Annotated in this window: 18 protein-coding genes; 8 read left to right on the forward strand and 10 right to left on the reverse strand. The window is 33.1% G+C overall.

Annotated features, from left to right (window positions below):
• Positions 1–17: 17 nt before the first annotated feature.
• Entirely contained in the window at positions 18–380 is a 363-nt protein-coding gene (locus HNP25_RS05075; protein ID WP_184131255.1) for a VanZ family protein, read from the reverse strand.
• A 213-nt stretch (positions 381–593) separates the two neighbouring features.
• Between HNP25_RS05075 and HNP25_RS05080 the strand changes: the two genes are divergently transcribed.
• Both HNP25_RS05080 and metG read left to right on the forward strand, forming a co-directional pair.
• Positions 594–2,204, forward strand: a complete 1,611-nt coding sequence (locus HNP25_RS05080; RefSeq protein WP_184131258.1) for a beta-N-acetylhexosaminidase — start codon at positions 594–596, stop codon at positions 2,202–2,204.
• Between the two features lie 327 nt (positions 2,205–2,531).
• Positions 2,532–4,565 (forward strand): methionine--tRNA ligase, encoded by a 2,034-nt coding sequence (gene metG / locus HNP25_RS05085; RefSeq protein WP_184131274.1) that lies wholly within the window; start codon positions 2,532–2,534, stop codon positions 4,563–4,565.
• A 388-nt stretch (positions 4,566–4,953) separates the two neighbouring features.
• On the opposite strand, the gene HNP25_RS05090 is transcribed toward metG, so the two are convergent.
• The 3 genes from HNP25_RS05090 to HNP25_RS05100 form a co-directional block, all read right to left on the reverse strand.
• Positions 4,954–5,709: an SDR family NAD(P)-dependent oxidoreductase gene (locus HNP25_RS05090; RefSeq protein WP_184131277.1), complete on the reverse strand. Its 756-nt coding sequence runs from the start codon at positions 5,707–5,709 to the stop codon at positions 4,954–4,956.
• Positions 5,710–5,741: 32 nt separating this feature from the next.
• On the reverse strand, positions 5,742–6,500 hold the full coding sequence (locus tag HNP25_RS05095) for an NIPSNAP family protein (protein ID WP_184131280.1): 759 nt from the start codon (positions 6,498–6,500) through the stop codon (positions 5,742–5,744).
• 61 nt (positions 6,501–6,561) lie between these two features.
• The gene (locus HNP25_RS05100) at positions 6,562–8,631 is read right to left on the reverse strand and encodes an OmpA family protein (RefSeq protein ID WP_184131283.1); all 2,070 of its coding nucleotides are present in this window, start codon (positions 8,629–8,631) and stop codon (positions 6,562–6,564) included.
• A gap of 91 nt (positions 8,632–8,722) precedes the next feature.
• On the opposite strand from HNP25_RS05100, the gene pth reads away from it, so the two are divergent.
• The gene (pth, locus tag HNP25_RS05105) at positions 8,723–9,283 is read left to right on the forward strand and encodes an aminoacyl-tRNA hydrolase (RefSeq protein ID WP_184131287.1); all 561 of its coding nucleotides are present in this window, start codon (positions 8,723–8,725) and stop codon (positions 9,281–9,283) included.
• Positions 9,284–10,151: 868 nt separating this feature from the next.
• Here the strand turns inward: pth and rlmB are convergent.
• Entirely contained in the window at positions 10,152–10,937 is a 786-nt protein-coding gene (gene rlmB, locus HNP25_RS05110) for a 23S rRNA (guanosine(2251)-2'-O)-methyltransferase RlmB (RefSeq protein WP_184131289.1), read from the reverse strand.
• 536 nt (positions 10,938–11,473) lie between these two features.
• Between rlmB and HNP25_RS05115 the strand changes: the two genes are divergently transcribed.
• Positions 11,474–12,061, forward strand: a complete 588-nt coding sequence (locus HNP25_RS05115; protein ID WP_184131292.1) for a lipocalin family protein — start codon at positions 11,474–11,476, stop codon at positions 12,059–12,061.
• A gap of 141 nt (positions 12,062–12,202) precedes the next feature.
• Here the strand turns inward: HNP25_RS05115 and HNP25_RS05120 are convergent, their stop codons facing one another.
• Both HNP25_RS05120 and HNP25_RS05125 read right to left on the reverse strand, forming a co-directional pair.
• Positions 12,203–12,523, reverse strand: coding sequence for an MGMT family protein (locus HNP25_RS05120; RefSeq protein ID WP_184131295.1), 321 nt, complete (start codon positions 12,521–12,523; stop codon positions 12,203–12,205).
• A 1-nt stretch (position 12,524) separates the two neighbouring features.
• Positions 12,525–13,097 carry a DUF3109 family protein gene (locus HNP25_RS05125; protein ID WP_184131298.1) on the reverse strand — a complete coding sequence of 191 codons (573 nt, stop codon included), beginning with the start codon at positions 13,095–13,097 and terminating at the stop codon, positions 12,525–12,527.
• 270 nt (positions 13,098–13,367) lie between these two features.
• Between HNP25_RS05125 and HNP25_RS05130 the strand changes: the two genes are divergently transcribed.
• Positions 13,368–15,764 (forward strand): LysM peptidoglycan-binding domain-containing protein, encoded by a 2,397-nt coding sequence (locus HNP25_RS05130; protein ID WP_184131301.1) that lies wholly within the window; start codon positions 13,368–13,370, stop codon positions 15,762–15,764.
• A gap of 183 nt (positions 15,765–15,947) precedes the next feature.
• On the opposite strand, the gene HNP25_RS05135 is transcribed toward HNP25_RS05130, so the two are convergent.
• Positions 15,948–16,595 carry an O-methyltransferase gene (locus tag HNP25_RS05135; RefSeq protein ID WP_184131304.1) on the reverse strand — a complete coding sequence of 216 codons (648 nt, stop codon included), beginning with the start codon at positions 16,593–16,595 and terminating at the stop codon, positions 15,948–15,950.
• Positions 16,596–16,620: 25 nt separating this feature from the next.
• Positions 16,621–17,748 (reverse strand): glycosyltransferase family 4 protein, encoded by a 1,128-nt coding sequence (locus HNP25_RS05140; RefSeq protein ID WP_184131307.1) that lies wholly within the window; start codon positions 17,746–17,748, stop codon positions 16,621–16,623.
• Positions 17,749–18,039: 291 nt separating this feature from the next.
• Here HNP25_RS05140 and HNP25_RS05145 point away from each other — a divergent pair, with 291 nt between their 5' ends.
• The 3 genes from HNP25_RS05145 (at position 18,040) to mtgA (ending at position 21,504) form a co-directional block, all read left to right on the forward strand.
• Positions 18,040–19,272 carry a M16 family metallopeptidase gene (locus tag HNP25_RS05145; protein ID WP_184131311.1) on the forward strand — a complete coding sequence of 411 codons (1,233 nt, stop codon included), beginning with the start codon at positions 18,040–18,042 and terminating at the stop codon, positions 19,270–19,272.
• Positions 19,273–19,380: 108 nt separating this feature from the next.
• Positions 19,381–20,502: a radical SAM family heme chaperone HemW gene (gene hemW, locus HNP25_RS05150; RefSeq protein WP_184131314.1), complete on the forward strand. Its 1,122-nt coding sequence runs from the start codon at positions 19,381–19,383 to the stop codon at positions 20,500–20,502.
• A 195-nt stretch (positions 20,503–20,697) separates the two neighbouring features.
• Positions 20,698–21,504 (forward strand): monofunctional biosynthetic peptidoglycan transglycosylase, encoded by an 807-nt coding sequence (gene mtgA, locus HNP25_RS05155; protein WP_184131318.1) that lies wholly within the window; start codon positions 20,698–20,700, stop codon positions 21,502–21,504.
• A 106-nt stretch (positions 21,505–21,610) separates the two neighbouring features.
• Here the strand turns inward: mtgA and HNP25_RS05160 are convergent, their stop codons facing one another.
• Positions 21,611–22,744, reverse strand: coding sequence for a glucosaminidase domain-containing protein (locus HNP25_RS05160; RefSeq protein WP_184131321.1), 1,134 nt, complete (start codon positions 22,742–22,744; stop codon positions 21,611–21,613).
• Between the last annotated feature and the right edge of the window lie 117 nt (positions 22,745–22,861).

Genomic DNA, 22,861 nt, shown 5'->3' on the forward strand with positions numbered 1-22,861 from the left:
AATATTTTGCAAAAATTTTATTTTTTTGGAATTAATTTGCTGAAAATCAACCAAATAAAATATCCGATAATTCCGCCAATTCCGTCTGCTACTGCATCGTACCAATCAAAACTTCTATGGAAATCTTCTGGCAAAATACCTTGCCAAAACTCTATCGCAATACCATAGAGTATTCCGATTAAAATAATTTTCCAAGCTTTTGAACCGTGGAATAGCCAGAAAAAAGTAAAACCAGCGAAAGCGATAAAATGGTTCGCTTTGTCGTTCATTTTTTCGCCTTGGGGAATATGTTCGCTGGGAATCGTGCAAAGCACGAAAATCAGGATAGTCCAGAAAATCGCTGGAAATTTGAAGTTAAGGAGTGTTGTGATAGTTTTCATATACAAATTTATAAAAAACTATCATTTGCTTCGTTGTTAAGATAATTACAAAATATTTTCAAAAAACGGCTTTATTTTTACTAAATCGGAAATATGTTACATTTTTCAAAAAATAATTTACATTTTACCCTACAGAAAATTTTAAGATTGACTTTTTTTACTTTACTTTTGACCCATCTGTAACACTTTACTATTATTTTTAATAAATAAACCATGAAAAAACTATTTATCTGTTTGTCGTTATTGATTGGGTCATTGGCAACTTTTGCTCAAAATCAATACAACATTATTCCAATTCCTCAAAAACTTATCCCACAATCGGGTGAATTTGTGATTGGAAAAAGTACTTCAGTCGTTTCTGCCACTGAATTTAAAGATGTCGCTAACTTTTTGAATGAGCAATTGAATGTTGTAAGTGGCTCAAGTAAAAAAGTAAGTATCAAAGAAAAAGGTTTAGCGAGTTCTTCTATTCAGTTTGTAAAAAATGAGTCATTGGGCGACGAGGCTTATACTTTAAAAGCAAGCTCAAAACAAGTAGTTATCTCTGCTAAAACGGCTAAAGGTGCGTTTTATGGCGTACAAACTTTGTTACAATTATTACCAACACAGGTATTCAGTGAATCTAAAGTAGAAGGCTTGAAATTATCTGTGCCAAATTGTACGATTGAAGACGCTCCACGTTATGTATATCGTGGTTTACATCTAGACGTTGGTCGTCATTTCTTTCCTGTTTCTTTCGTGAAAAAGTTTATTGATTTAATTGCTTTGCACAAATTCAATACTTTTCACTGGCACTTAACTGAAGACCAAGGTTGGAGAATTGAAATTAAAAAATATCCAAAATTGACAGAAATTGGTTCGATAAGAAAGGAAACCTTAGTTGGACATTATGGTACTGGTAAATACGATGGAAAGCCTTATGGTGGTTTTTATACACAAGACGAAGTAAAAGACGTAGTAGCGTATGCTAAAAAGAAATTTGTGACGATTGTTCCAGAGATTGAAATGCCTGGTCACGCACAAGCGGCTTTGGCGGCTTATCCAGAATTAGGTTGCAATCCAGATAAAATTTATGAAGTTTATACTACTTGGGGAGTTTCTGAAGATGTTTTTGCTCCGAGAGAAGAAACTTTTACTTTCTTAGAAAATGTATTGACAGAAGTAATGGAGTTATTTCCGGGTCAATACATTCATATTGGTGGTGACGAATGTCCTAAAACACAATGGAAATCAAGCCGCTTTTGTCAGAATTTAATGAAGCGTGAAGGCTTGAAAGACGAGCATGAATTGCAAAGTTATTTCATCCGTAGAATTGATAAATTCATTACTTCAAAAGGTAGAAAAATGATTGGTTGGGATGAAATCTTGGAAGGTGGTTTATCGCCAAATGCTACGGTAATGTCGTGGAGAGGTGAAGAAGGTGGAATTGCTGCTGCCAAAGAAGGACATGATGTAATTATGACGCCGGGTTCGCATTTGTATTTAGATCATTATCAAGCTGACCCAAAAACTGAGCCTTTGGCGATTGGTGGATTTTTAACTTTAGAAAAAGTTTATAGCTACGAGCCTGCTCCAAAAGAATTAACAACTGACCAAAAGAAATTCATTCTTGGACTTCAAGGAAACGTTTGGACAGAGTATATGGAAACAACTGATAAAGTTGAATATATGACTTTTCCAAGAGCTTGTGCTGTAGCAGAAGTAGCTTGGTCGCCAGTTTCAACAAGAAATTATACTGATTTTACAAAACGTTTGAAAGTACATATTGAACGTTTAGGAAACTTGAAAGTAAATTATGCGAAGAGCTTTTTGAGTGCGAAATAGCTTTTGGATTTCGGATTTCAGCTTTCGGACATCGGATTTCGGAAGTCAGGTTTTAGACTTTAAGCTTTGATTTTTATTAAAAAACCGACTGCAAATGGCTATGAGCTTTTGGCAGTCGGTTTTTTTGTGTATGGATTTATCAAAAATAAATCGGGGAAACTATAAATATATTTCCTGAAATCCGAAACCCGATAGCCGAAGACTGAAATCCAATAGCCAAAATCCGACCTATTTTTATAACTTTGCGGACTTGTTGGTATTTAATATAAGTTTCAGCAGAGACAATGAAACATCAATGAACGTTTTCGTTCAATCGATACAAATTTTATGAGCAAACCATTCAAAAGAACCACCGTTACGGCAGCGTTGATTTATGCCAACGGCCCCATTCATATCGGACATATTGCAGGCTGTTATCTGCCAGCAGATATTTATGTGCGTTATTTGCGTGCTACTGGACAAGACGTAAAGTTTATTTCTGGAACAGACGAACATGGCGTACCGATTACTATTAAAGCCAAAAAGGAAGGAGTAACGCCTCAGGAAGTAGTGGATAAGTATTATACGATTATCAAAGATTCTTTTGAAGAATTTGGGATTTCCTTTGATATTTATTCAAGAACCTCCAACAAAGTTCACCACGATATGTCGCAAGATATTTTCAAAAATATCTACGATAAAGGTCAATTCATTGAAGAAACTACCGAACAGTATTATGACGAAAAGGCTCAGACTTTCTTAGCAGACCGTTATATCATTGGTACTTGTCCGAAATGTGGCAATGAAGCAGCGTATGGCGACCAATGCGAGCGTTGTGGCTCAACCCTTTCACCAACGGAATTAATCAACCCACGTTCGGCTTTGAGTGGCGAAAAACCTGTGATGAAAGAAACCAAAAACTGGTACTTGCCTTTGGATAAAATGCAACCAGCTTTGGAAAAATACGTTGAAAGTCACCCAGAATGGAAAACTAACGTGATGGGACAAGTAAAGTCTTGGCTAAACGACGGGCTAAAACCACGTGCGATGACTCGTGATTTGGATTGGGGAATCAAAGTTCCTTTGCCAGATACCGAAGGAAAAGTAATGTATGTTTGGTTCGACGCTCCAATTGGTTATATTTCCATGACTAAAGAATTGACCGAAGACTGGGAGAAATATTGGAAAGACGAAGACACACGTTTGGTGCATTTTATCGGGAAAGACAATATCGTTTTTCACTGCTTGATTTTCCCTGCGATGTGTATGGCTGACGGTAGATTCATTTTAGCGGACAATGTGCCTGCGAATGAATTTATGAATTTAGAAGGCGATAAAATCTCTACTTCAAGAAACTGGGCGGTTTGGCTGCACGAGTACTTGCGAGAATTTGAAGGCAAACAAGATATTTTACGTTATGTTTTGGCGGCTTCTGCTCCAGAAACCAAAGATTCAGATTTTACTTGGAGTGATTTTCAAATACGTAACAATTCTGAATTGGTAGGGATTTTCGGGAATTTCGTCAATCGTGCGGTAATTCTTACAGAAAAGAATTTTGAAAGTAAAGTGCCAAAATTAGGCGAATTGAACGATTACGATAAACAAGTATTAGCTACTTTGGCTGAAATGCCAGCTAAAATTGGCGATTCAATTGCAAATTATCGTTTCCGTGAAGCATTGGCTTTGATGATGGATGTAGCTCGTTTGGGGAACAAGTATTTGGCAGAAACAGAGCCTTGGAAAGTAATCAAAACCGACAGAGAACGTACTTCAACGATTTTGAATATTGGTTTACAGATTGCAGCGAATCTTTCTATTTTGGCTGAACCATTCTTGCCATTTACGGCTGAAAAAATTCGTCAAATATTAAATGTAGAAGCTTTTCCTTGGAGTGAAGCTGGTCGTGCAGATTTATTGGTAGAAGGACAAACCGTAACCAATATCGGGCTTCTTTTTGAAAAAGTAGAAGATGCTACCGTGGCGGCTCAAGTACAAAAATTAGAAGATGCCAAACAGCAAAATCTTTTAGCAGGAAAAGAAGTACCAGCTTTAAAAGAAGAAATTCAATATGATGATTTTGCGAAAATGGATATTCGTATCGGTACAATTATCGAAGCAGAGAAAGTAGCCAAAAGTAAAAAGCTATTGAAACTGAAAATTGAAGACGGTATCAAACAAAGAACAATATTGAGCGGTATCGGTGAACATTTCCAACCAGAAAATATTATTGGACAACAAGTAAGTTTCTTAGCGAATCTTGCTCCAAGAAAAATGATGGGGATGGAATCAGAAGGAATGATTTTGATGGCAGAAGACAAAGACGGTTCATTAGCTTTTGTTCAACCCAGTAAAAATGTTTGGAACGGCGGAACGGTTGCATAACAAAAAAATCCAAAATGATAAAAATAAAGCCTCGGTTCTTGAATCGGGGCTATTTTTTTGAGAAGCCATTTTCTGTAGAAAACTGTAGAGAAATATACTCAAAAATTTCACTGAAAATTAAAATCAATTTAAGAAATACTTATAAATGAAATAAGGACAGGAGAAACCCCCGCCCTTATCTGTTTAACCTCTAAACCTATTTAACTATGAAAATTAATACAAATATAAGCTAAATTCTGGTTATTTAAACATTAAATGTCCCATGAATTTTTACTAATTTTTGACGAAATGGCATTTTAAGTGATAAAACTTGAAAATTGATGTATATACAGACATTTTATACATTTAGTAAGCAATTTATTAATGTATCAAAATGATAATTTTGTTTTCAAGCCTTACGATTGATAACAGTTGCGGAAGCTTGTGCCACTGGAAACAAGGTAATATCTGCCATCACAACATGTGCAGGACGACTGACTGCAAAAGCGATAACTTCTGCAATATCTTCTGCTTTCAAGGGTTCAAATCCTTTATAAATAGCATCTGCTTTTTCTTCATCTCCTTTGAAACGAACGATTGAAAATTCAGTTTCAACAGCTCCTGGTGCTACGTTAGTTACTTTAATTCCGAAAGGATTTAAGTCCAAACGCATTCCTTCAGAAATTGCTTCAACTGCTGCTTTTGAAGCGCAATAGACATTTCCATTCGGATAAGTACTTTTACCAGCAATTGAGCTTAGATTAACAATGTGTCCTTGCTGTCTTGCTTTCATCCAAGGCATTATTACTCTTGAAACATACAGTAAGCCTTTTACATTTCCATCAATCATAGCATCCCAATCGTCGGTTGAGCCATCTTGAATGGGCCCCATTCCATGTGCATTTCCTGCATTATTGACTAAAATATCTATATTCTTTTCTGAATCAGAAAGTGAATTCAAGGCATTTTCTACTTGTACCTTATTTCTAACATCAAAAGTCAGTATTTGTACTGTTACTTTTGATGAAAGGCTTGATTTTAGTGATTCAAGTTTTTCGATTCGTCTTCCACACAAAATCAAATTGATTCCTAAATTTGCAAAGGCTTCTGCGGTAGCTTTTCCGATTCCAGAGCTTGCACCAGTAATAAGAGCTAATTTGGGCATTTTTTTCTATTTTAATGAAGTAAGGCGTTGAATTATTTCAACGGTGAAAATTCAACAGGAGCCATATATTCTGAAGTAACTTTTACTGTCAATGAACCTCCAGCTTTTTCTTCTGAAGCTTTTCTTACAGCTTGCCACGCTGGGTCAGCACCAAATGTTTTGAAAGAAGCCAAACCTGCTTCTTTGGTTTTATGTGCTAAGAAATAGATTAAAGTATTCTCAGAGCCTTGTTCTTTATCAGTTGGTGTCCAATAAATAATATTACTCATGCCATGTGTTTCAAATAATTTCAAAGTATGATTTCTGAAACGGTCTAACAATCCTGAAAGATTATTTGGCGTAGCAAGATAAGTTCTTAATTCAAAAACTCTGTCACCAACACTTTTTAAATTATTCGGTGAAAAATCAGTTGTTTTCAAGAAAGTACTTTCTACTTTAGCAACAATTTCACCATTTGCTGTAGTTTCTTTTACTACTTTAATCCAACCTTTATCTTCCGAAAATGCTTTCCATGATTTTTCACGGGCTTCACGAGAAGGATATGATAACACATAAACCATTTTATTGTCTTTGTTATCTAAAGGCAACCAAAATCCTTCTAATCGCATTTTATGTTTTTTGAAGAAATGTAGCGTATGTTCTTTGAAGCGGTTCATCAATACATCAAATTTACCATCACTAGCATAATAAACTCTTAATTCGTACACACGATTGTTGGCATCGTCTGCTTTAGCCTGCATTGAAAAGCTTGTCAATAAACATAAAAGGAAGGTAATAATTTGGTTTTTCATAGTTTTGTTGAAAAATAATCGATTTTAAATCAGTGAAAATAATTGTTTAATGATACAATACTTATAAAACAGTAAGTTCTACTCTTCTGTTTTTCTTTTTGTTTTCTTCTGAATTATTTGGCAAAAGTGGTTTGTTGCTTCCGTAGCCTTTATACTTTAATCTATTTTCGTGGATTCCTTTGCTCACGAAATAATTAAAAACAACTCTTGCTCTATTTTCCGAAAGGGCAAAGTTTAATCTTGTGTCTCCAATATTATCAGTATGCCCACTGATTTCAATTTTGACCTGTGGGGCATTTTTCAGAAGCTCCACCATTTTATCTAGTTCTTGATATGAAACCGATTGTAAAATAAAGCTACTTTGTTCAAAATAAACATTATCAAGTGTAATAGATTGTCCACTTTCAATCTGAATAAAATCTTTCACTTTAGAACTCTCGATAGTGGCTTTTGTTTTAGGAACACCTAGTGAAGCTACGCTTTTATTAATGTTTACTGAGGGTTTTCTTTTCAATACAACCGTGTAAAAAACAGTTTTTTTAGAAGACAAATATTGTACTTGTTCTACTTTAAGTTCGTAATCTTTAGCAATGGATTCTATTTGATAATTATCTTTTTCAGTCAAAGCCAAATGATATTCAGTCACATCATTTGAAGTATATACAGTAAAATTTTTCTTTGTTTTACTTCCAGTGATGTTAAATGTAGCAGGGATAATTTTACCACTTGTTGAATCAATAGCAGACAATACCAACCCTTTTATCTTTTGCTTTGGAGTTAAAAAACAATCTAATTCAACTTGTTTTAGTTTTATAAATTCCTGTTGATACTTTTCAAAACCATTGGTATTGATTTCAAGATGATATTTGTCTTCAGGAATTAAACTTATCAATACATCACCGTTTTTTAACTTTTCAGTTTTAGGTTGATTGGCTTTATTACTGAGATTGACTAGCTCGATTTTATCCGCAATGATGTTTTCACCATTAAGTTTATTTTTTGTTTTTATCGTTAAATGATGGAGATTTCTTTCAAGACGGATAGTGTAAACGTACTTTTTGGTAGGATTAAAATCTGCCATATTAAAAGTACTTTGCTTGGTAATATAATGTTCTGCTGCTGTTTCAACCGTAAAAATCTCTTGACTGCTTACTCTTACACTAGCTTTTGCTTCATTTTTAAAGATAATGTTTCTTTTCAGATGCTCTAGTTTAATATTGATGAAAGCTTTTACAGGTTTTTCTGTTTCAGCATCAATTACTTCAAAATGAACAGGGAGACTATTTTTATAGAGCATAAAATTAACTGAATTGCCTTGAGGTGCTTTCAGTACTTTTTCTTTGAGCTCTATATAATCTTCGGCATTGATGATGAATTCATATTTACTTGAGAGTTTCAAATTCGCACTGTATTCATCAGAATTCGATTTTTTTGACGCATTTTTAATTTCGGAAGCATTCAAATCAACCACTTTTACTTGTGCATTTTTGATGGATTCTTTGGTGTCGGCATCTAATACTTTAATTGATAATGGATAGCGTTCAAAAACCAATGGAATTGCAAAATCATGATGATTCGTACTGACGAAATCTTTGATGGAAATCATTGAATTTCCATCTGCAAAACCATCGGCTTTGACCAATACTTTCAGATTATCTTGTTGTGATAATTGAATGGGAAAAAAAGTATTTTTTGAAGAAGTATTTCCTTTGAAAATCTCTCCAGTCCTTTCTGACGTAATGATGAAGTCGGCTAAAACACTTTCATTATTGGCTTTATTTATTGCAGTGAAATTGACAGTTACTGTCTTGTTTTGAACACCAGTTTTTGTCGCTGAAGCAATTGTATTACTTGTTTTTGTTGAAGTGTTTTTTAATGAATCAAGAATATTTTTTTCTGAAAAAGGTACTGATGCAAAAGACTCGGCACGATTTTTATAGTTTATTTTAGTAAGTAAATCATTTTTTGAATTGAAATTATTGAACTCTACAGTGCTGAGGTCAGTAAGATTACCCCAATTAAATTGGGCTTCTGTTGTGCTTTGATTTTTCGAAAAGGCTGATTCCTTCATCAAGCACAACGTTAATGCGAGTAGGGCTGGGCTGATTTTAATAGTAGCTTTGTTTTTCATGGGTGGATAAATACTATACAAAATTACTTAATTTTGACGACTCATTCATGAAAAAGAAAATACAAAGTTAATTTCAAATATTTATTACAAAATGAAATACCTAATTGTTGGTCTTGGAAATATAGGTCCCGAATACTTGCTTACTAGGCATAATGTTGGTTTTATGGTGTTGGATCGTCTGGCGAGTAATTTCGAAGTGAAGTTTTCGATAGGGCGTTTAGCATATCATGTAGAAATTAAACATAAAGGAAAACAAATTCATTTAATTAAACCAACCACTTACATGAACTTGAGTGGCAAAGCGGTGAATTATTGGATGAAAGAATTAAAAATCGAAAAAGAGAATACTTTAGTCATTACTGATGATATTGCATTGCCTTTTGGTAAGCTTAGGACAAAGGTAAAAGGTTCACATGGAGGCCATAATGGTTTACGTAATATTGAAGAAGTATTGGGTTCTCCAGCTTATCCCCGTTTGAGGTTTGGAGTTGGTGATGATTTTGGTAAAGGAAGACAAATAGAATACGTTTTAGGAAATTTTGAAGGTGTACAATTAGATGAATTACCAGAACATCTTGACCGTGCTATAGACATTATTTTGAGTTTTTGTTTACAAGGTGTAGATAAGACAATGAATGCTTTTAATCAATAATTGGATTATTCAAAGAATTTCAAAGAAATCGAAAATAATTTATAACAAAACTTTTGCAATGTTTTTGTTATGCAAGCAGAATAATATTTCGATTGTAATAGTTTTTGTTTCGGAATTAAGTGTTTTTCTGTTGATTTTTAGGTAGTTACTACTATAAAATTGGAAAGTCTTAACTCAAATCATTTGCATATTTATATAATATTGCAGAACTTTGCATCGTTAATCAAGTAAATGAATCTTTGTACAAAACCACGAATTATTTTTTTATTAATTTTAAAAAATAACTAAAAAAATAAACTTTTTTCAAATAAAAATTGTAGTATTGTTACAGAGAAACGATAAAGCAATTAATTGATAGTCGTTTAGTAAAATAGAAAATTATACATCGTTTATGAAGTTTGAATAGATTCATCCACCAGCGACGATTTGTTGATATAATTTAAGAATTTTCATAGTTAAATAGGTTTAGAGGTAAGATGGAAAGGGCGTTTCTTTTGGAGACGCCACTTTTTGAAAATTAAAAGCTAAGTTTTGTGAATTTGGAATTGTGTTGAAAAAACTTAGTTTCTTAAATTGAATAGTTATTTTTCATAGTTAAATAGGTTTAGAGGTAAGACGGGAAAGGGCGTTTCTTTTAGAGACGCCTCTTTTTGAAAAACAGTTAGAAGAATCAGGAAATGTGTTAAAGAAAAGAGTTTGTTCTTCTAATTTCTAAAAAATAAAGGTGCAGTTATTTTTCATAGTTAAATAGGTTTAGAGGTAAGATAATAAAGGACGTAGCCATTGGTTATGTCCTTTTTTTGTGCTGTAAAAACAGAAAGCCCTTCGTAACAGATACGAAGGGCTTTCTGACAATAATCTCTTCATTTTAAACTAATCGTTTACGAACTACTTCATAAAGAATTACGCCAGTTGCTACAGATACGTTTAATGAACCAACACGACCAACTAAAGGAATTGTCGCTAATTCATCCACTGAACGCATTAAATCATCTGAAATTCCATCTTCTTCCGAACCCATGATGATGGCAGTTGGAATTGAAAAATCTACATCATAAATATTTTTAGAAACTTTTTCAGAACAAGCTACAACTTGAATCCCTGAATTTTGTAAAAATCTTACTGTGTGAAACAAGTTTTCTTCTCTACAAACTGGTAAAAAGTTTAAAGCTCCAGAAGAAGTTTTCATGGCATCTGCATTAATTTGAGCTGCCCCTTTGGTAGGAATTACGATGGCATGAACACCAGTACATTCGGCAGTACGAGCGATTGCTCCAAAATTACGTACATCAGTAATTCTATCCAATACCAAAATTAAAGGTACTTCACCTTTTTCATATACATCAGCCACAATATTCTCAAGTTTGGCATAATTGATTGCCGAAACGAAAGCAATAACACCTTGGTGATTTTTACGAGTAATTCTATCTAATTTTTCAACAGGTACTTTTTGAACAGGTACTCCTTTCAAACGAGCAAATTCTAAAATTTCTAAACTACCTAGTTCTCTTTGAACAAGTATTTTATCAATTTCTTTGCCAGAGCGTAGTGTTTCTAACACTGATTGAATACCAAATACTATATCTTTATTTTCTGGTTTTGCTTGGTTAAAATATTTGAAAGGCTTCTTTGGTCCTTCGGAATGGTTTTCCATTGTTATTGTATTTAATTGATTATATTATTCATCTTCAAGATATTGACAAAGCAATATTTCTGTAAAGTTCGCAAACTTTTTACTCTATTTTTAATTTTTGATGAAGAAAGGCAATAAGAACGTCTTTTTTACGTAAATAAGAAGGTTTTTATGCTATTTTTTTCAAGCTTTACTATGAAAAAATGGCAGTTTGTAAGTTGTTTCAGTCGTGAAGTAGCATTGCTTATTTATTAAACGGTTGCATTTTACTAAAAAAATGTTTTATCTTTGTATCGTACTCTGTGGAAATGTACAAATCGTTCTTTGAATTCACATTAATATAATCCTTTCTTTAAATACTGTTTTTCAGTAGCTTACTTTTTATTATTTCATACTCCTGAACAATCTCAGGAAACAAATTCCACAGAATAATCCTAATTACTAAAATTTTCAAACTTTGTTTTTTTTTGTTAAGGTTTCGTTTTGCTTATCAAGCGATGCTTTATTTATTGTTCACGTAAACCAAAAGAGGTTTACCTAAATCCCAAATCAAGGATATGAAAAAATTGATTAAATTGACAGCAACCATGCTTATACTTGGTTCTGTAGTTTATGCTTGTAAGGTTAAGCAACAGCAACCTAGCCTTTCTTATGAGATTAAACAAGCTATACTACCCAACAAAAGAGATGCTTTGATTACTGAAATGTTAGCCAAAAATTGGGTGATTAATGTAGTGAATTATCAAGCCGATACTCGTAAAAATGTTTTGTACGAACGTGGCGTAGCCGCCAATTTGCATGATTATTCAAAGGAGTCTTTTAAACTGACAACTGAGGAGCGTGTTGATTATACTGATGGAGCTGGAAAGATTCATCATGGCACTTGGACTTTAAGAGATGATAATACGAAATTATTAATGACTTTTGAGGATGGAGAAGAAATTACTTGGAGTATTGTCAATACTGATAAAAACCACTTGGATTTACATCTAGCTATTGATGCAAATAAAGTAAAATGGGATATTCATGATTTGAATCAAATTGATATTTCAACGGCTGTAGTGTTGGCTGGCTTTTATGCAGGAATTGTAGATGAAGATACGGAAAAGGTAAATGTGACGTATCGAATGATGCCAAGAAGCTAAACAGAAGTTTTGAGCGATGAATGATGAGTTGTGAATCGAAATATTGATACAGTTCTTTAATTCATTCAATACCGTTGTTTATTTTGCATAGTGTATAAAATCAAAAAGCCATTTGTCGTTGAGGCAAATGGCTTTTTGATTTTATAATAATTCTTTTGTTGGTGACCAAAAAAGCTCTTTAAAGTTCTGAACCTTATCGTTTTTAACAATAATACCTTCGTTTTCAAGTAATTCCTGCATTCTGTTTCCACCAAAAAATGCTTTGCCAGTTAGTAGTCCATTACGATTCACCACTCTGTGGGCTGGAATCGTATCATCGTTGTGAGAGGCATTCATTGCCCAACCGACCATTCTAGCACCTCCTTTTCCACCTAAATATTCAGCAATTGCACCATAAGAACTCACTCTTCCATGGGGAATCAATCGAACTACTTCATAAATATCATCAAAGGCATTTTTCATTTTATAATTGTTCTCTGTCTCTGGCTTCGTTCAATAATTCTTGATACCAAGCTTCTCCGTATTTTCTAATCAAAGGTTCTTTTAAGAATTTATAGAGTTCAACACCCAATTGTTCTCCATGTGTACAGGCATCTGAACAAATATGCCAACGGTCGTAATTAAGGGCTTCATAATGTTCGTACTTGGTAATTCGGATAGGATAGAGGTGACAAGAAATCGGTTTTCTCCAAGATATTTTACCATCAAAATAAGCTTGTTCAATACCACATTTCAGAATATTTCTATCATCATAAATAGCATAAGCACATTCTCTGCCTTTGATAACTGGCGTTGAAAAATCGCCTTCCCAATCTTTTACGTAAATTCCTTCTTCTTCGATTGCTTTGATGCCTTCTTGCGAAAGATATGGTTTTACATCTTGATAGATTTGTTCCATAATAGGAAGCTCATCATCGTTTAATGGAGCACCCAAATCGCCTTCTACACAGCAAGCACCTTTACATTTGATGAGGTCACAAACGAAGAATTTCTCAATAATATCGTCGCTGATGACGGTGTCTTCTATCAAAATCATATTTAATTTTTATGTTTAATGTACATCTTGGCATGCTTTTTTAGCAAGAAGATGGAACAAAATTACTTAAAATTTTATCTAATCCCTGAAATCATGATAATTTGAATTAGGGCTTTTTAAAATTTAAGGCAAGGTTTTTGTAATTACGCACACAAGTTGATTAACTATTGATACATTAATAGTACTTTAGGTATTTATTTATGTGTGCTATCAAGTATTTTTTGATGAAGAGATTATCTTTTCATGTTAATTCTTAAGAATTTCTAAATTATGGGCAAGTACATTTTGTTATTGATTATTGTATTTTTCTCTTTTATTTCATTACAAGCTCAGTCTTTACCTCGTAGTATCAAGGTTGGTTCTGTCAATGTAAAATATGATAGCTATGCTCGAAACATCATAGAAAAAGAAATACAAAGCTTAAATAATAATCGTAAATATTTAGATGTACTTGTTGACAAAATGGTCATTCACTTTCCTGTGATTGAACGAATTTTAGCTGATGCTGGTGTTCCAGATGAAATAAAGTATTTGTGTGTACAAGAAAGTGTATTTGACCCAGATGCTATTTCTATCTCAGGAGCGGTTGGTTATTGGCAATTTAAAACTGAAACAGCCAGAGAAGTAGGTTTGAGAGTGGATGGTTTGGTTGATGAAAGAAAACATTTAGCGGCATCTACCAAAGCGGCAGCCATCTATCTAAACAGAAATAATCAGCTTCTAAATAATTGGATGACAACCCTTCTTTCCTATCGTATTGGGCAAGGTGCTATCAAAAATCATCCAGCAACCGATTGGATTGGAAAAAAAGAAATCACCGTTACCAATACTACAGATTGGTATTTACTTCGTTTTTTGGCACATCGTTTTTTATTAGAAAGTGAATATAACAAAGTCAAGAATAATCCTGACAATAATTTTTTGTACGAATACACAAACGGTAAAGGGAAAAGTGTTACTGAAATTGCCAATGAATTAGCGGTTACACCTGCCTTAGTTGTACAAAATAATGCTTGGTTGAAAGGAACAACTGTTCCTAAAGATAGAGATTATGTGGTTTATGTACCGATGAGTAATCAAAAGTACAGAAGTCTTAGTCAAAGTGATTTAAGTCAAAAAGCAACAGTTACTCCAACTAATCCTATTCAAGATATAGGATTTCCAGTACTTGTAAGGCTAACTCAGGGAAATAGCAAAACAGAACCAATCTATTATGAAATAAACGGAAAAAAAGGAATACTCTCAATTGATGGCGACACTCCTGCAAGCATTGCCAATCGTGGTGATATTAGTTTGAGTAAATTCTTGAAATTTAATGATTTAGATGTTGATAGCAGGATTATTCCTAATGAAGTCTATTATTTGAAGAAAAAAGAACATCGTGCAATGGTGGCTTATCATACGGTGGAAGCTAATGAAACGCTTTGGTCAATTTCACAAATGTATGGAATCCATTTAGAGGATTTGATGGCTAAAAATAGAATTCCTCAAATGCAACGCTTACAAAAAGGAAGACTTTTATGGTTGATCGAAACAAGACCTGATACGCCTATTCAGTATGTAGATGGAAAGAAAGAAGTACCAAAAATGAATACCGAAAAGACGGTTATCATTACAAATGTTCCAAAAGAACCAGAACCCAAACCAAGTATTATTACTGAAAAACCAGCAGAAGTAATTGCTAAGGAACAGAAGCCAGTAAGTCCTGTTGTGGTAGATACTAAAGAAAAAGTAATCGCTAAAGAAACTATTCCTACAATAGATAAAGTAAAAACAGTAGCTGTTTCTCCAGAACCTTCTAATGTTCCTAAAGTAGAAGATAAAGTATTAATCAGAGAAACAAAAGCTCATATAGTTTCTGCTAAAGATACTTATTTTGGAATTGCCCAACTTTATGATATGAAAGTAGGAGAAGTATTGAGTTTGAATAATATTAAGCTTGATGAGAAACTACAAATTGGACAAGTAATTAAAGTTTATAAACCAACAACTTCACTAGTTACTGGAGCGAGAGAAAGCGAAAAGACACCAGAAGTAAAGATTGTTGAAAGTAAAACAAAAGATAAAAGTATCATCACTAAACCAGAGCAGGCAGTAAAAGTTGTTCCAGAAGTAAAACCGAATACTAAAACCAATGTTTCGACAAAAGAAATTGTTGAAAAACCATCTGAAGTAAATCCTAACACGAGTAAAATATTAACGAAAGAGGAAAAAGATATTCCGAAAGTAGCAACTTCTAAAGTAATTGCGAGAGAGGAAACTGCGAAAGCTAGTGTCAAAAAAATACACACTGTTAAAGCCAAAGAAACACTTTTCAGTATTTCAAGAATGTACGGAATTACGGTAGCTGAAATCAAAAAATGGAATAAACTGAATAGCAATGTTGTAGAAATTGATCAAGAATTACTCGTATCGAACACTACAATTATGCCATCCACACCTTCAATAAAACTAATAGAAGAATCAGATTCAGAAAAAGTTGCTCCAAGATTGATTCAAGAAGTTGCTCCCAAAAATGATAATAATGTATATCATACTATGAAGGCTGGTGAAACTGTTTTTAGAGTATCTAAAATTCATGGCGTTACTGTTGACCAAATTGTGAAGTGGAATAATCTCAAAAACTTTTCAGTAAGTGTGGGTCAAAAATTGTTGATTAAGAAGTGAGAGGCAAGATAAAAGATACAAGAAGCAAGATACAAGACTTGAGATTTAAGAGGCAAGATTTGAGACTCAAGATACAAGACACAAGACTCAAGACTCAAGATTTTAGACTCAAGTTTTAAAAATACTTCTTACATCTTGTGTCTTACGTCTTGCATCTTGCATCTTTTCTCTTGTTTCTTGCCACTAAAGTTTCCTACTAATCATTAAGCCATCTCTTAAAGGCATCAAAATATTTTCTGTTCTTGGGTCATTGTGACACATCTTGTTGAAATCCAGTAAGTTTTGAGTGTCTTTGTCTATTTTTTTCCCTTGCTCAATATTGGCTACTTTTCCACTCCAAAGTACGTTGTCAGAAATAATGTAACCACCTTTTCTTACTTTATCAAAAACTAAATCATAGTATTTTGTATAACTCATTTTATCTGCATCAATAAAAACGATGTCGAATACTTCCTCCAAAGTCGGAATTATTTCGGCAGCATCGCCAATTCTGTAGTCAATCTTATCGGCATATTCAGAATCATCAAAGAATTGTTTAGTAAAACTTTCTAACTCTTCGTTGACATCAATTGTGATAATTTTTCCTCCTTCAACCAATCCTTCAGCCAAACATAAAGCCGAGTAACCTGTATAAGTACCAATTTCCAAAACACTTTTGGCTTGCATCATGTGCGAGAACATCGCCAATACTCTTCCCTGTAAATGCCCTGAAAGCATTCTTGATTGTAAAATCTTAGCATGAGTTTCTCTGTTGAGTTTTGCTAATAATTCACTTTCTGGAGAAGTATGGTTTTCTGAATAATCGTTGATATTTTGAGGTAAAAATTCCATTTTTAAGATTGAGATTTTGATAAAATTATGCTAAAGTATTTTGATAAATAATGACTAATTGTTTGGCAATATTTTCGGCTGAGAATTGTGCGATATGTTGTTTTCCATCTAAAACCATTTGTTTTCGCAAAGATTTATTCGACAAAACTTGTAAGATTTTACTTGATAAATCATTCAAGTCGTAAGGATTGGCATATAATGCGCCTTTTCCTCCAGCTTCTTCTAAACATGAACCAGTAGCTGCAATAACAGGAATTCCTGAATGCAAAGCTTCTAAAATAGGAATACCAAAACCTTCAAAAAATGAAGGATAAACAAATAAAGAAGAACCTTGATACAAAGCAGGCAAATCCGTAAAAGGTACTTTATTAAATATTTTTATATTGGTAAGGGAGTGTTCTCGAATATAACTTTCTATTTGATTTTGGTAGTCGGATTTCCTGCCAACTAATACTAATTCATAATCTGTTAAATGTAATTTATGAAAGGCTTTTATCAACATTAATTGGTTTTTTCGTTTGGCAATGGTGGCTACACAAAGCAAGTATTTTTTTTGAATATCGTATTTTGTTTTTACAGCTTCTATTTGCTCTTCCTCAAGTTTTGTTTTGAAAATATCATCTGAATCTTGATAAATAACTTCAATTTTTTCGGGATTTACTTGATAGAAATTTACAATATCTCTTTTAGTTTGTTCGCTAATAGCTACAATTACATCGGCGTGTTGACAAGCTTTTTTAAATTTAAGGTGATAAATAAAGCGGTCGAAAGCTGGATACAAATTAGGATAACGCTCAAAAATCAAATCATGAATGGTGACGATTGATTTGATTTTTTTTCTTTTCAATCCAATGGGCAATTCATTACTTAATCCATGAAAAATTTGAATTTCATCTTTTCTTAAATCTTTACTGATTAAAAAACTTCTCCAAAAAGATTTTAATTTTTTCGATTTAGGCAGTTTAATCTGGAAGTTGGATAAGGCTTCGTTTGTGTATTTTTCAGTGAAAGCTGCTTTGCTGATTTTTGGCGTGTAAGCAAAATAATTGTTTTCGGGAGTGTACTTTAAAAGTGCGTCAATGATAAACCGACTATAATTTCCCAAGCCTGTATTGTTATTAAAAGCTCTTTTGGCATCAAAACCGATTTTCATTTTTATTGATTAATGAGTGAAAATAATGGGTAATCTGAGGTATGATAAAATTAATTTCTAATAATACTGCACAAAATTACCCTGAATTGGGTTAAATAAAAACGAGTGAGCCTTCTTTCCTGATGATAAATGTTAATTCAGCGAATGATTTACAGTTTTTGCAGGCGATTCAATATGATTACTCCTTTGTTTTATGGCATACTAGGCTTTAATTAATAACTTTGTATTTAGATTAAATTTTTATAAAGTATTCAATTCATAAATGATCGCATTGAATACGAATTAATACGCATGTTAGATATACAAGAATATAGATTGCCGAATGGAATCAGAGTAGTGCATCGTCAAGTAACACATACTGCCATTTCTCATATCGGAATCATGTTGGATATGGGTAGTCGTGATGAAAAAGTACACCAACAAGGTTTAGCACACTTTTGGGAACACATGGCTTTTAAAGGTACAAAAAAACGTACTTCATTACAGATTATCAATCGTTTAGAAATTGTTGGAGGAGAATTAAACGCCTATACTACCAAAGAAAAAATCTGTTTTCATGCTTCTGTTCTTACGCCACATTACGAACGTGCTTTGGAACTGCTGGCTGATATTACTTTCAATTCTAATTTTCCAGATAAGCAAGTGGAACGTGAAAGAGGAGTAATTCTGGAAGAAATGGCGATGTATTATGATTCTCCTGAAGATGCTATTCAAGATGATTTTGATGAAATCGTTTTTGCGAATCATCAATTAGGAAAAAATACATTGGGTAATCAAGAAAGTGTCTCTCGATTTAGCAGACAAGATTTATTAGATTTCATTGCTGAAAATTTAGATACTGGAAGAGTGATTTTTTCATCCATTGGTAATATTCCTTTCAAAAAAGTAATTCATTATGTAGAGAAATTTTTGAAAGATATTCCTGCTAAATCTTCTAATTTGGTGCGTGTTGCACCTGTAGATTACAAGCCACAAAATATCAGCATTACCAGAAGTATTACTCAAGCACACGTTGCCATCGGAAGAAATGCTTATGCTTTGGCTGATGACAAGCGTTTGCCTTTTTTTATGTTGGTTAATTTATTAGGTGGTTTTGGGATGAATTCAAGATTAAATCTTGCAGTGCGTGAACGCAATGGCTTGGTTTATGCCATAGATGCGGGTTATACTCCTTTTATTGATACGGGTTATTGGGGAATTTATTTTGCTACAGAAGTAAAGCGACTGGATAAAGTAAATATGTTGATTTTAAAAGAACTGAAAAAATTAAGAGATATTTCGCTGACAAAAACGCAATTGATTAACACAAAAGAGCAATTGATGGGACAAATGGCGATGTCGGAGGAAGGCAACATGAGCTTTATGTTGATGATGGCGAAAAGTCTTTTAGATATTGATAGAATTGATACTTTGGATGAATTATTCGAGCAAATCAAAAATGTTTCAGCGACTCAATTACAAGATTTAGCCAACGAAATGTTTCAAGAAGAAGATTTAAGTTATTTGACTTTCCTACCAGAGTAATTTTAATTTGAAAATTTAAACCGATTTGAAAATTTGAAAATGAAAGCTTGAGAATAATGAATATCATTTTCAAATTTGCTTATTTTCAAATTTTCAAATTATTTTCACTTGCATTTATACATCCACATTCCCTTTTGCCGTCAGGCTTGTCATTATTGCGATTTTCATTTTAGTACTTCTTTGAAGGTAAAAGATGAAATGGTAAATGCTATTTGTCAAGAAATTAAACTGCAAACGGTTTATCTTCAAGATAGAAATCTAAGTACCATTTACTTTGGTGGAGGAACACCATCTCTATTGGAAGATAAGGATTTAGCACTGATTTTTGAAACAATTCATCAAAATTATCAAGTGCTTGATGGAGCAGAAATTACTTTAGAAGCTAATCCAGATGATTTGAATGTAGAAAAGTTGCGTTCTTTTAAACGCTTTGGCATCAATCGTTTGAGTATCGGGATTCAGTCTTTTAACGAGAATCATTTAAAAAAAATCAATAGAATTCATACTGCACAAGAAGCTGAAACTTGTGTAAAACTGTCACAAGATGAAGGAATTCATAATTTGACGATTGATTTGATTTATGCTATTCCATCAGAAAGTCATGCGATTTTTGAAAATGATTTGGCAAAAGCAACCGATTTAAACTTGAATCATATTTCTGCCTATTGTTTGACAATTGAGCCCAAAACTGTTTTTGGCAAATGGCTAAAACAAGGTAAAATAGAAGTAATTAATGATGAATTTGCTAGTCAGCAATTTGAAATGTTAATTACTCATTTAGCTTCAAATGGTTTTGAACAATATGAAATTTCTAATTTTGCTAGAAATAACCAATATGCTAGGCATAATACCAGTTATTGGAAACAAGAAGAGTATTTGGGCGTTGGGCCTTCAGCACATAGTTTCAATTATTTAAGTCGTCAGTATAATATTGCCAATAATGCCCAGTATTTAAAAGCTTTGTCTTCTAATCAAATTCCAGCAACGATAGAAATTCTGACCAAAGAAGATAGTATTAATGAGTATTTATTAACAGGATTAAGAACTAAATGGGGCTGTGATCTAAAAAAACTCAATCATTTATCAGAAAATGATTTCCTTGAATTCAACCAAGATATTTTAAAAAATCAGTTCTCAGAAGGTTTTTTACGAATCGAAAATGATACTCTATTGATTACCGAAAAAGGAAAATTATTTGTAGATAGAATAGCTTCAGATTTGTTTTCTTAGTCCTAAAACAGGTTCGTGAATTTCAAAAAAGCTTTTCTTTTCTGTGAATTCTTTGTTTTTTTGCATTTTAGTAATGAATATAATTCAAAAGACTTTTATTTTTTTACAAATGATGGATAATTAGAAGTTTATAGTTCTATTCACCAATTACTATTTACTAATCACTACTTATGTTAACCAATAACCATCTTATACATGGCTAAAAATACATTCAGAACTTCTCCGCCAGAAGAGAAAACTAACAAGAAGCGTACAGTTCAATCTTCATTGAATGATGATATTGACGTATCCACCAACAATCGTCATCCGATTGTTCAACTTGTTATTTCTTATTGTATTAAGTTTTTGATTTACTTTTTTTCAATTTCATTGGTTTGGGTACTCGTGTTGAAGTTTGTTCCGATTTGGGTTACTCCAACCATGATTGACCGTAAAGTTACAGCCATCTTTGAAGGTAGAGATTCAGAAATTCATTCTGATTGGGAACCTTACGAAAATATTTCAAAAGAAGCGGCTTTGGCAGTTGTAGCTTCAGAAGACCAACTTTTTCCTCAGCACCTAGGCTTTGATTTTAATGCCATGTGGGGAGCTTTTCGTCACAATTTAAAAGGGAAAAAAATAAAAGGGGCAAGTACAATTTCTCAACAAGTAGCCAAAAATGTATTTCTTTGGCAAGGGCGAAGTTATGTTAGGAAAGTATTAGAAGTATATTTTACTTTTTTGATTGAAGTAATTTGGGGTAAAGAAAGAATCCTAGAAGTATATCTGAATGTGGCTGAAACAGGAAAAATGACCTTTGGAGTAGAAGCTGCCGCTTTGCGTTATTATGGGCATAGTGCCAAATTAATCAACAGGGCAGAAGCCGCTAGGATTGCAGCTGTTTTACCAAGTCCCAATAGATTTTCAATCGCTAATCCTTCTAAATATGTTCAAAAAAGAACAAATTTCATCATGCGACAAATGAGAGGATTAGGTGGAAAAGCTTATATCGCTGATTTGTAATTTTGAGCTAGTAATTTTTATGATGCTTTGATGGAATAAAAAGACGAAACAAAATAATTTTAGGGAACTGATTATCAAAAATTCCACTTTCCATTACTCATTAGAACTAATCGTATTGAGTTAAATTATACTTATCTACTAATTTCATAATTCTATCTGCATAATATTTACCGCCTTTGTGTGAGTAGCCTTTTTCTCCAATTGAATATACAAAGGTGTAAGCGGCAGAATATTTATCTACTCCTTCTTCAATTTGTCCTTTGTAAAATCTTGCAATGCTACTGTAATCACGTTTCCACAAACCTGTTTTGTGTAAAAATATTTCTTCTACCAAAAATGTCATACAATCTGCACGAGAGTTAAAACGCTTGTACCAATTATCAGGACGGTTTTCTTCATCATAAATGTACTGTCCTTCTTCAGTAATTTTCAGAATTTGGACTTTCCCTTCATGTTCGTCTGGTTGTCCTTTCAATTGATAGGCATTTGAATTATTCCCTTTCCATTGTTTTATACCTAAAAAATTATTGGCATAAACGGCATTTCTACTAAATCCATAGCCACTTTCTAAGGATGCCATCGCAATAACGATACTTGCCGGAATTTGATATTTTCTGGATAGATATTGAGCGTCTGGGCTAATGTCAGCAATGAAATTACGAACATCGTCAGTAGTTGGATGACCAATCGCTGTGGCATAAACATTTTGGTTTTTACCGAAAGGGTCTTCGTTGGGTGTAGGAGGGAATCTGAGGGAGGTATTTACTCTTTTTGGGAGAAAATATTCGTTAGTGACATCTTTCCTAAAGCTTTCATCAATAGAAGCAGATACGTTGTTGTCTGTCTGAGTGTTTTTACGCTCATAGGCAAGTACATCATTCTGGAATACTTTTCCAGTAATAACTATCTCACCATAAGATACATTGACAGTATCGTCAGCGGATGAAATACCTATAAATTTCAATTGTTTTACACCAGAATAGCTAAATAAAAACGGGAAAATAGCTTTGTTATAAGCTACGAATGCAGTGCCTAAACTTCTATTATCAGAATAGACTTTTACTCTTTGAACATTATCTCCAACGTGAAATATGAATTTTACCTCATCGCCAACTTGAGCTTTGGCGACATATTCTACATTGAAGGTAAAGCGGTTAAGTTTTTGTGATGAAAATGCAAAAAATACTAAACCCAGCAATAAGATACTTATTACTTGGTTACTAAAAACTGTTTTTATCATTAGTAATGTTTTGTTAGATTTTGATTTTAACTCAGCGGCGGATAAGATGAAACCTCTTGTTAATCTTAACAAAAAAGAATGTGCTTAAATTTTTAGATTAAGCACATTGCAATATAT

The organism is Arcicella rosea (assembly GCF_014204325.1).
GTDB classification, from domain to species: Bacteria; Bacteroidota; Bacteroidia; order Cytophagales; family Spirosomataceae; genus Arcicella; species Arcicella rosea_A.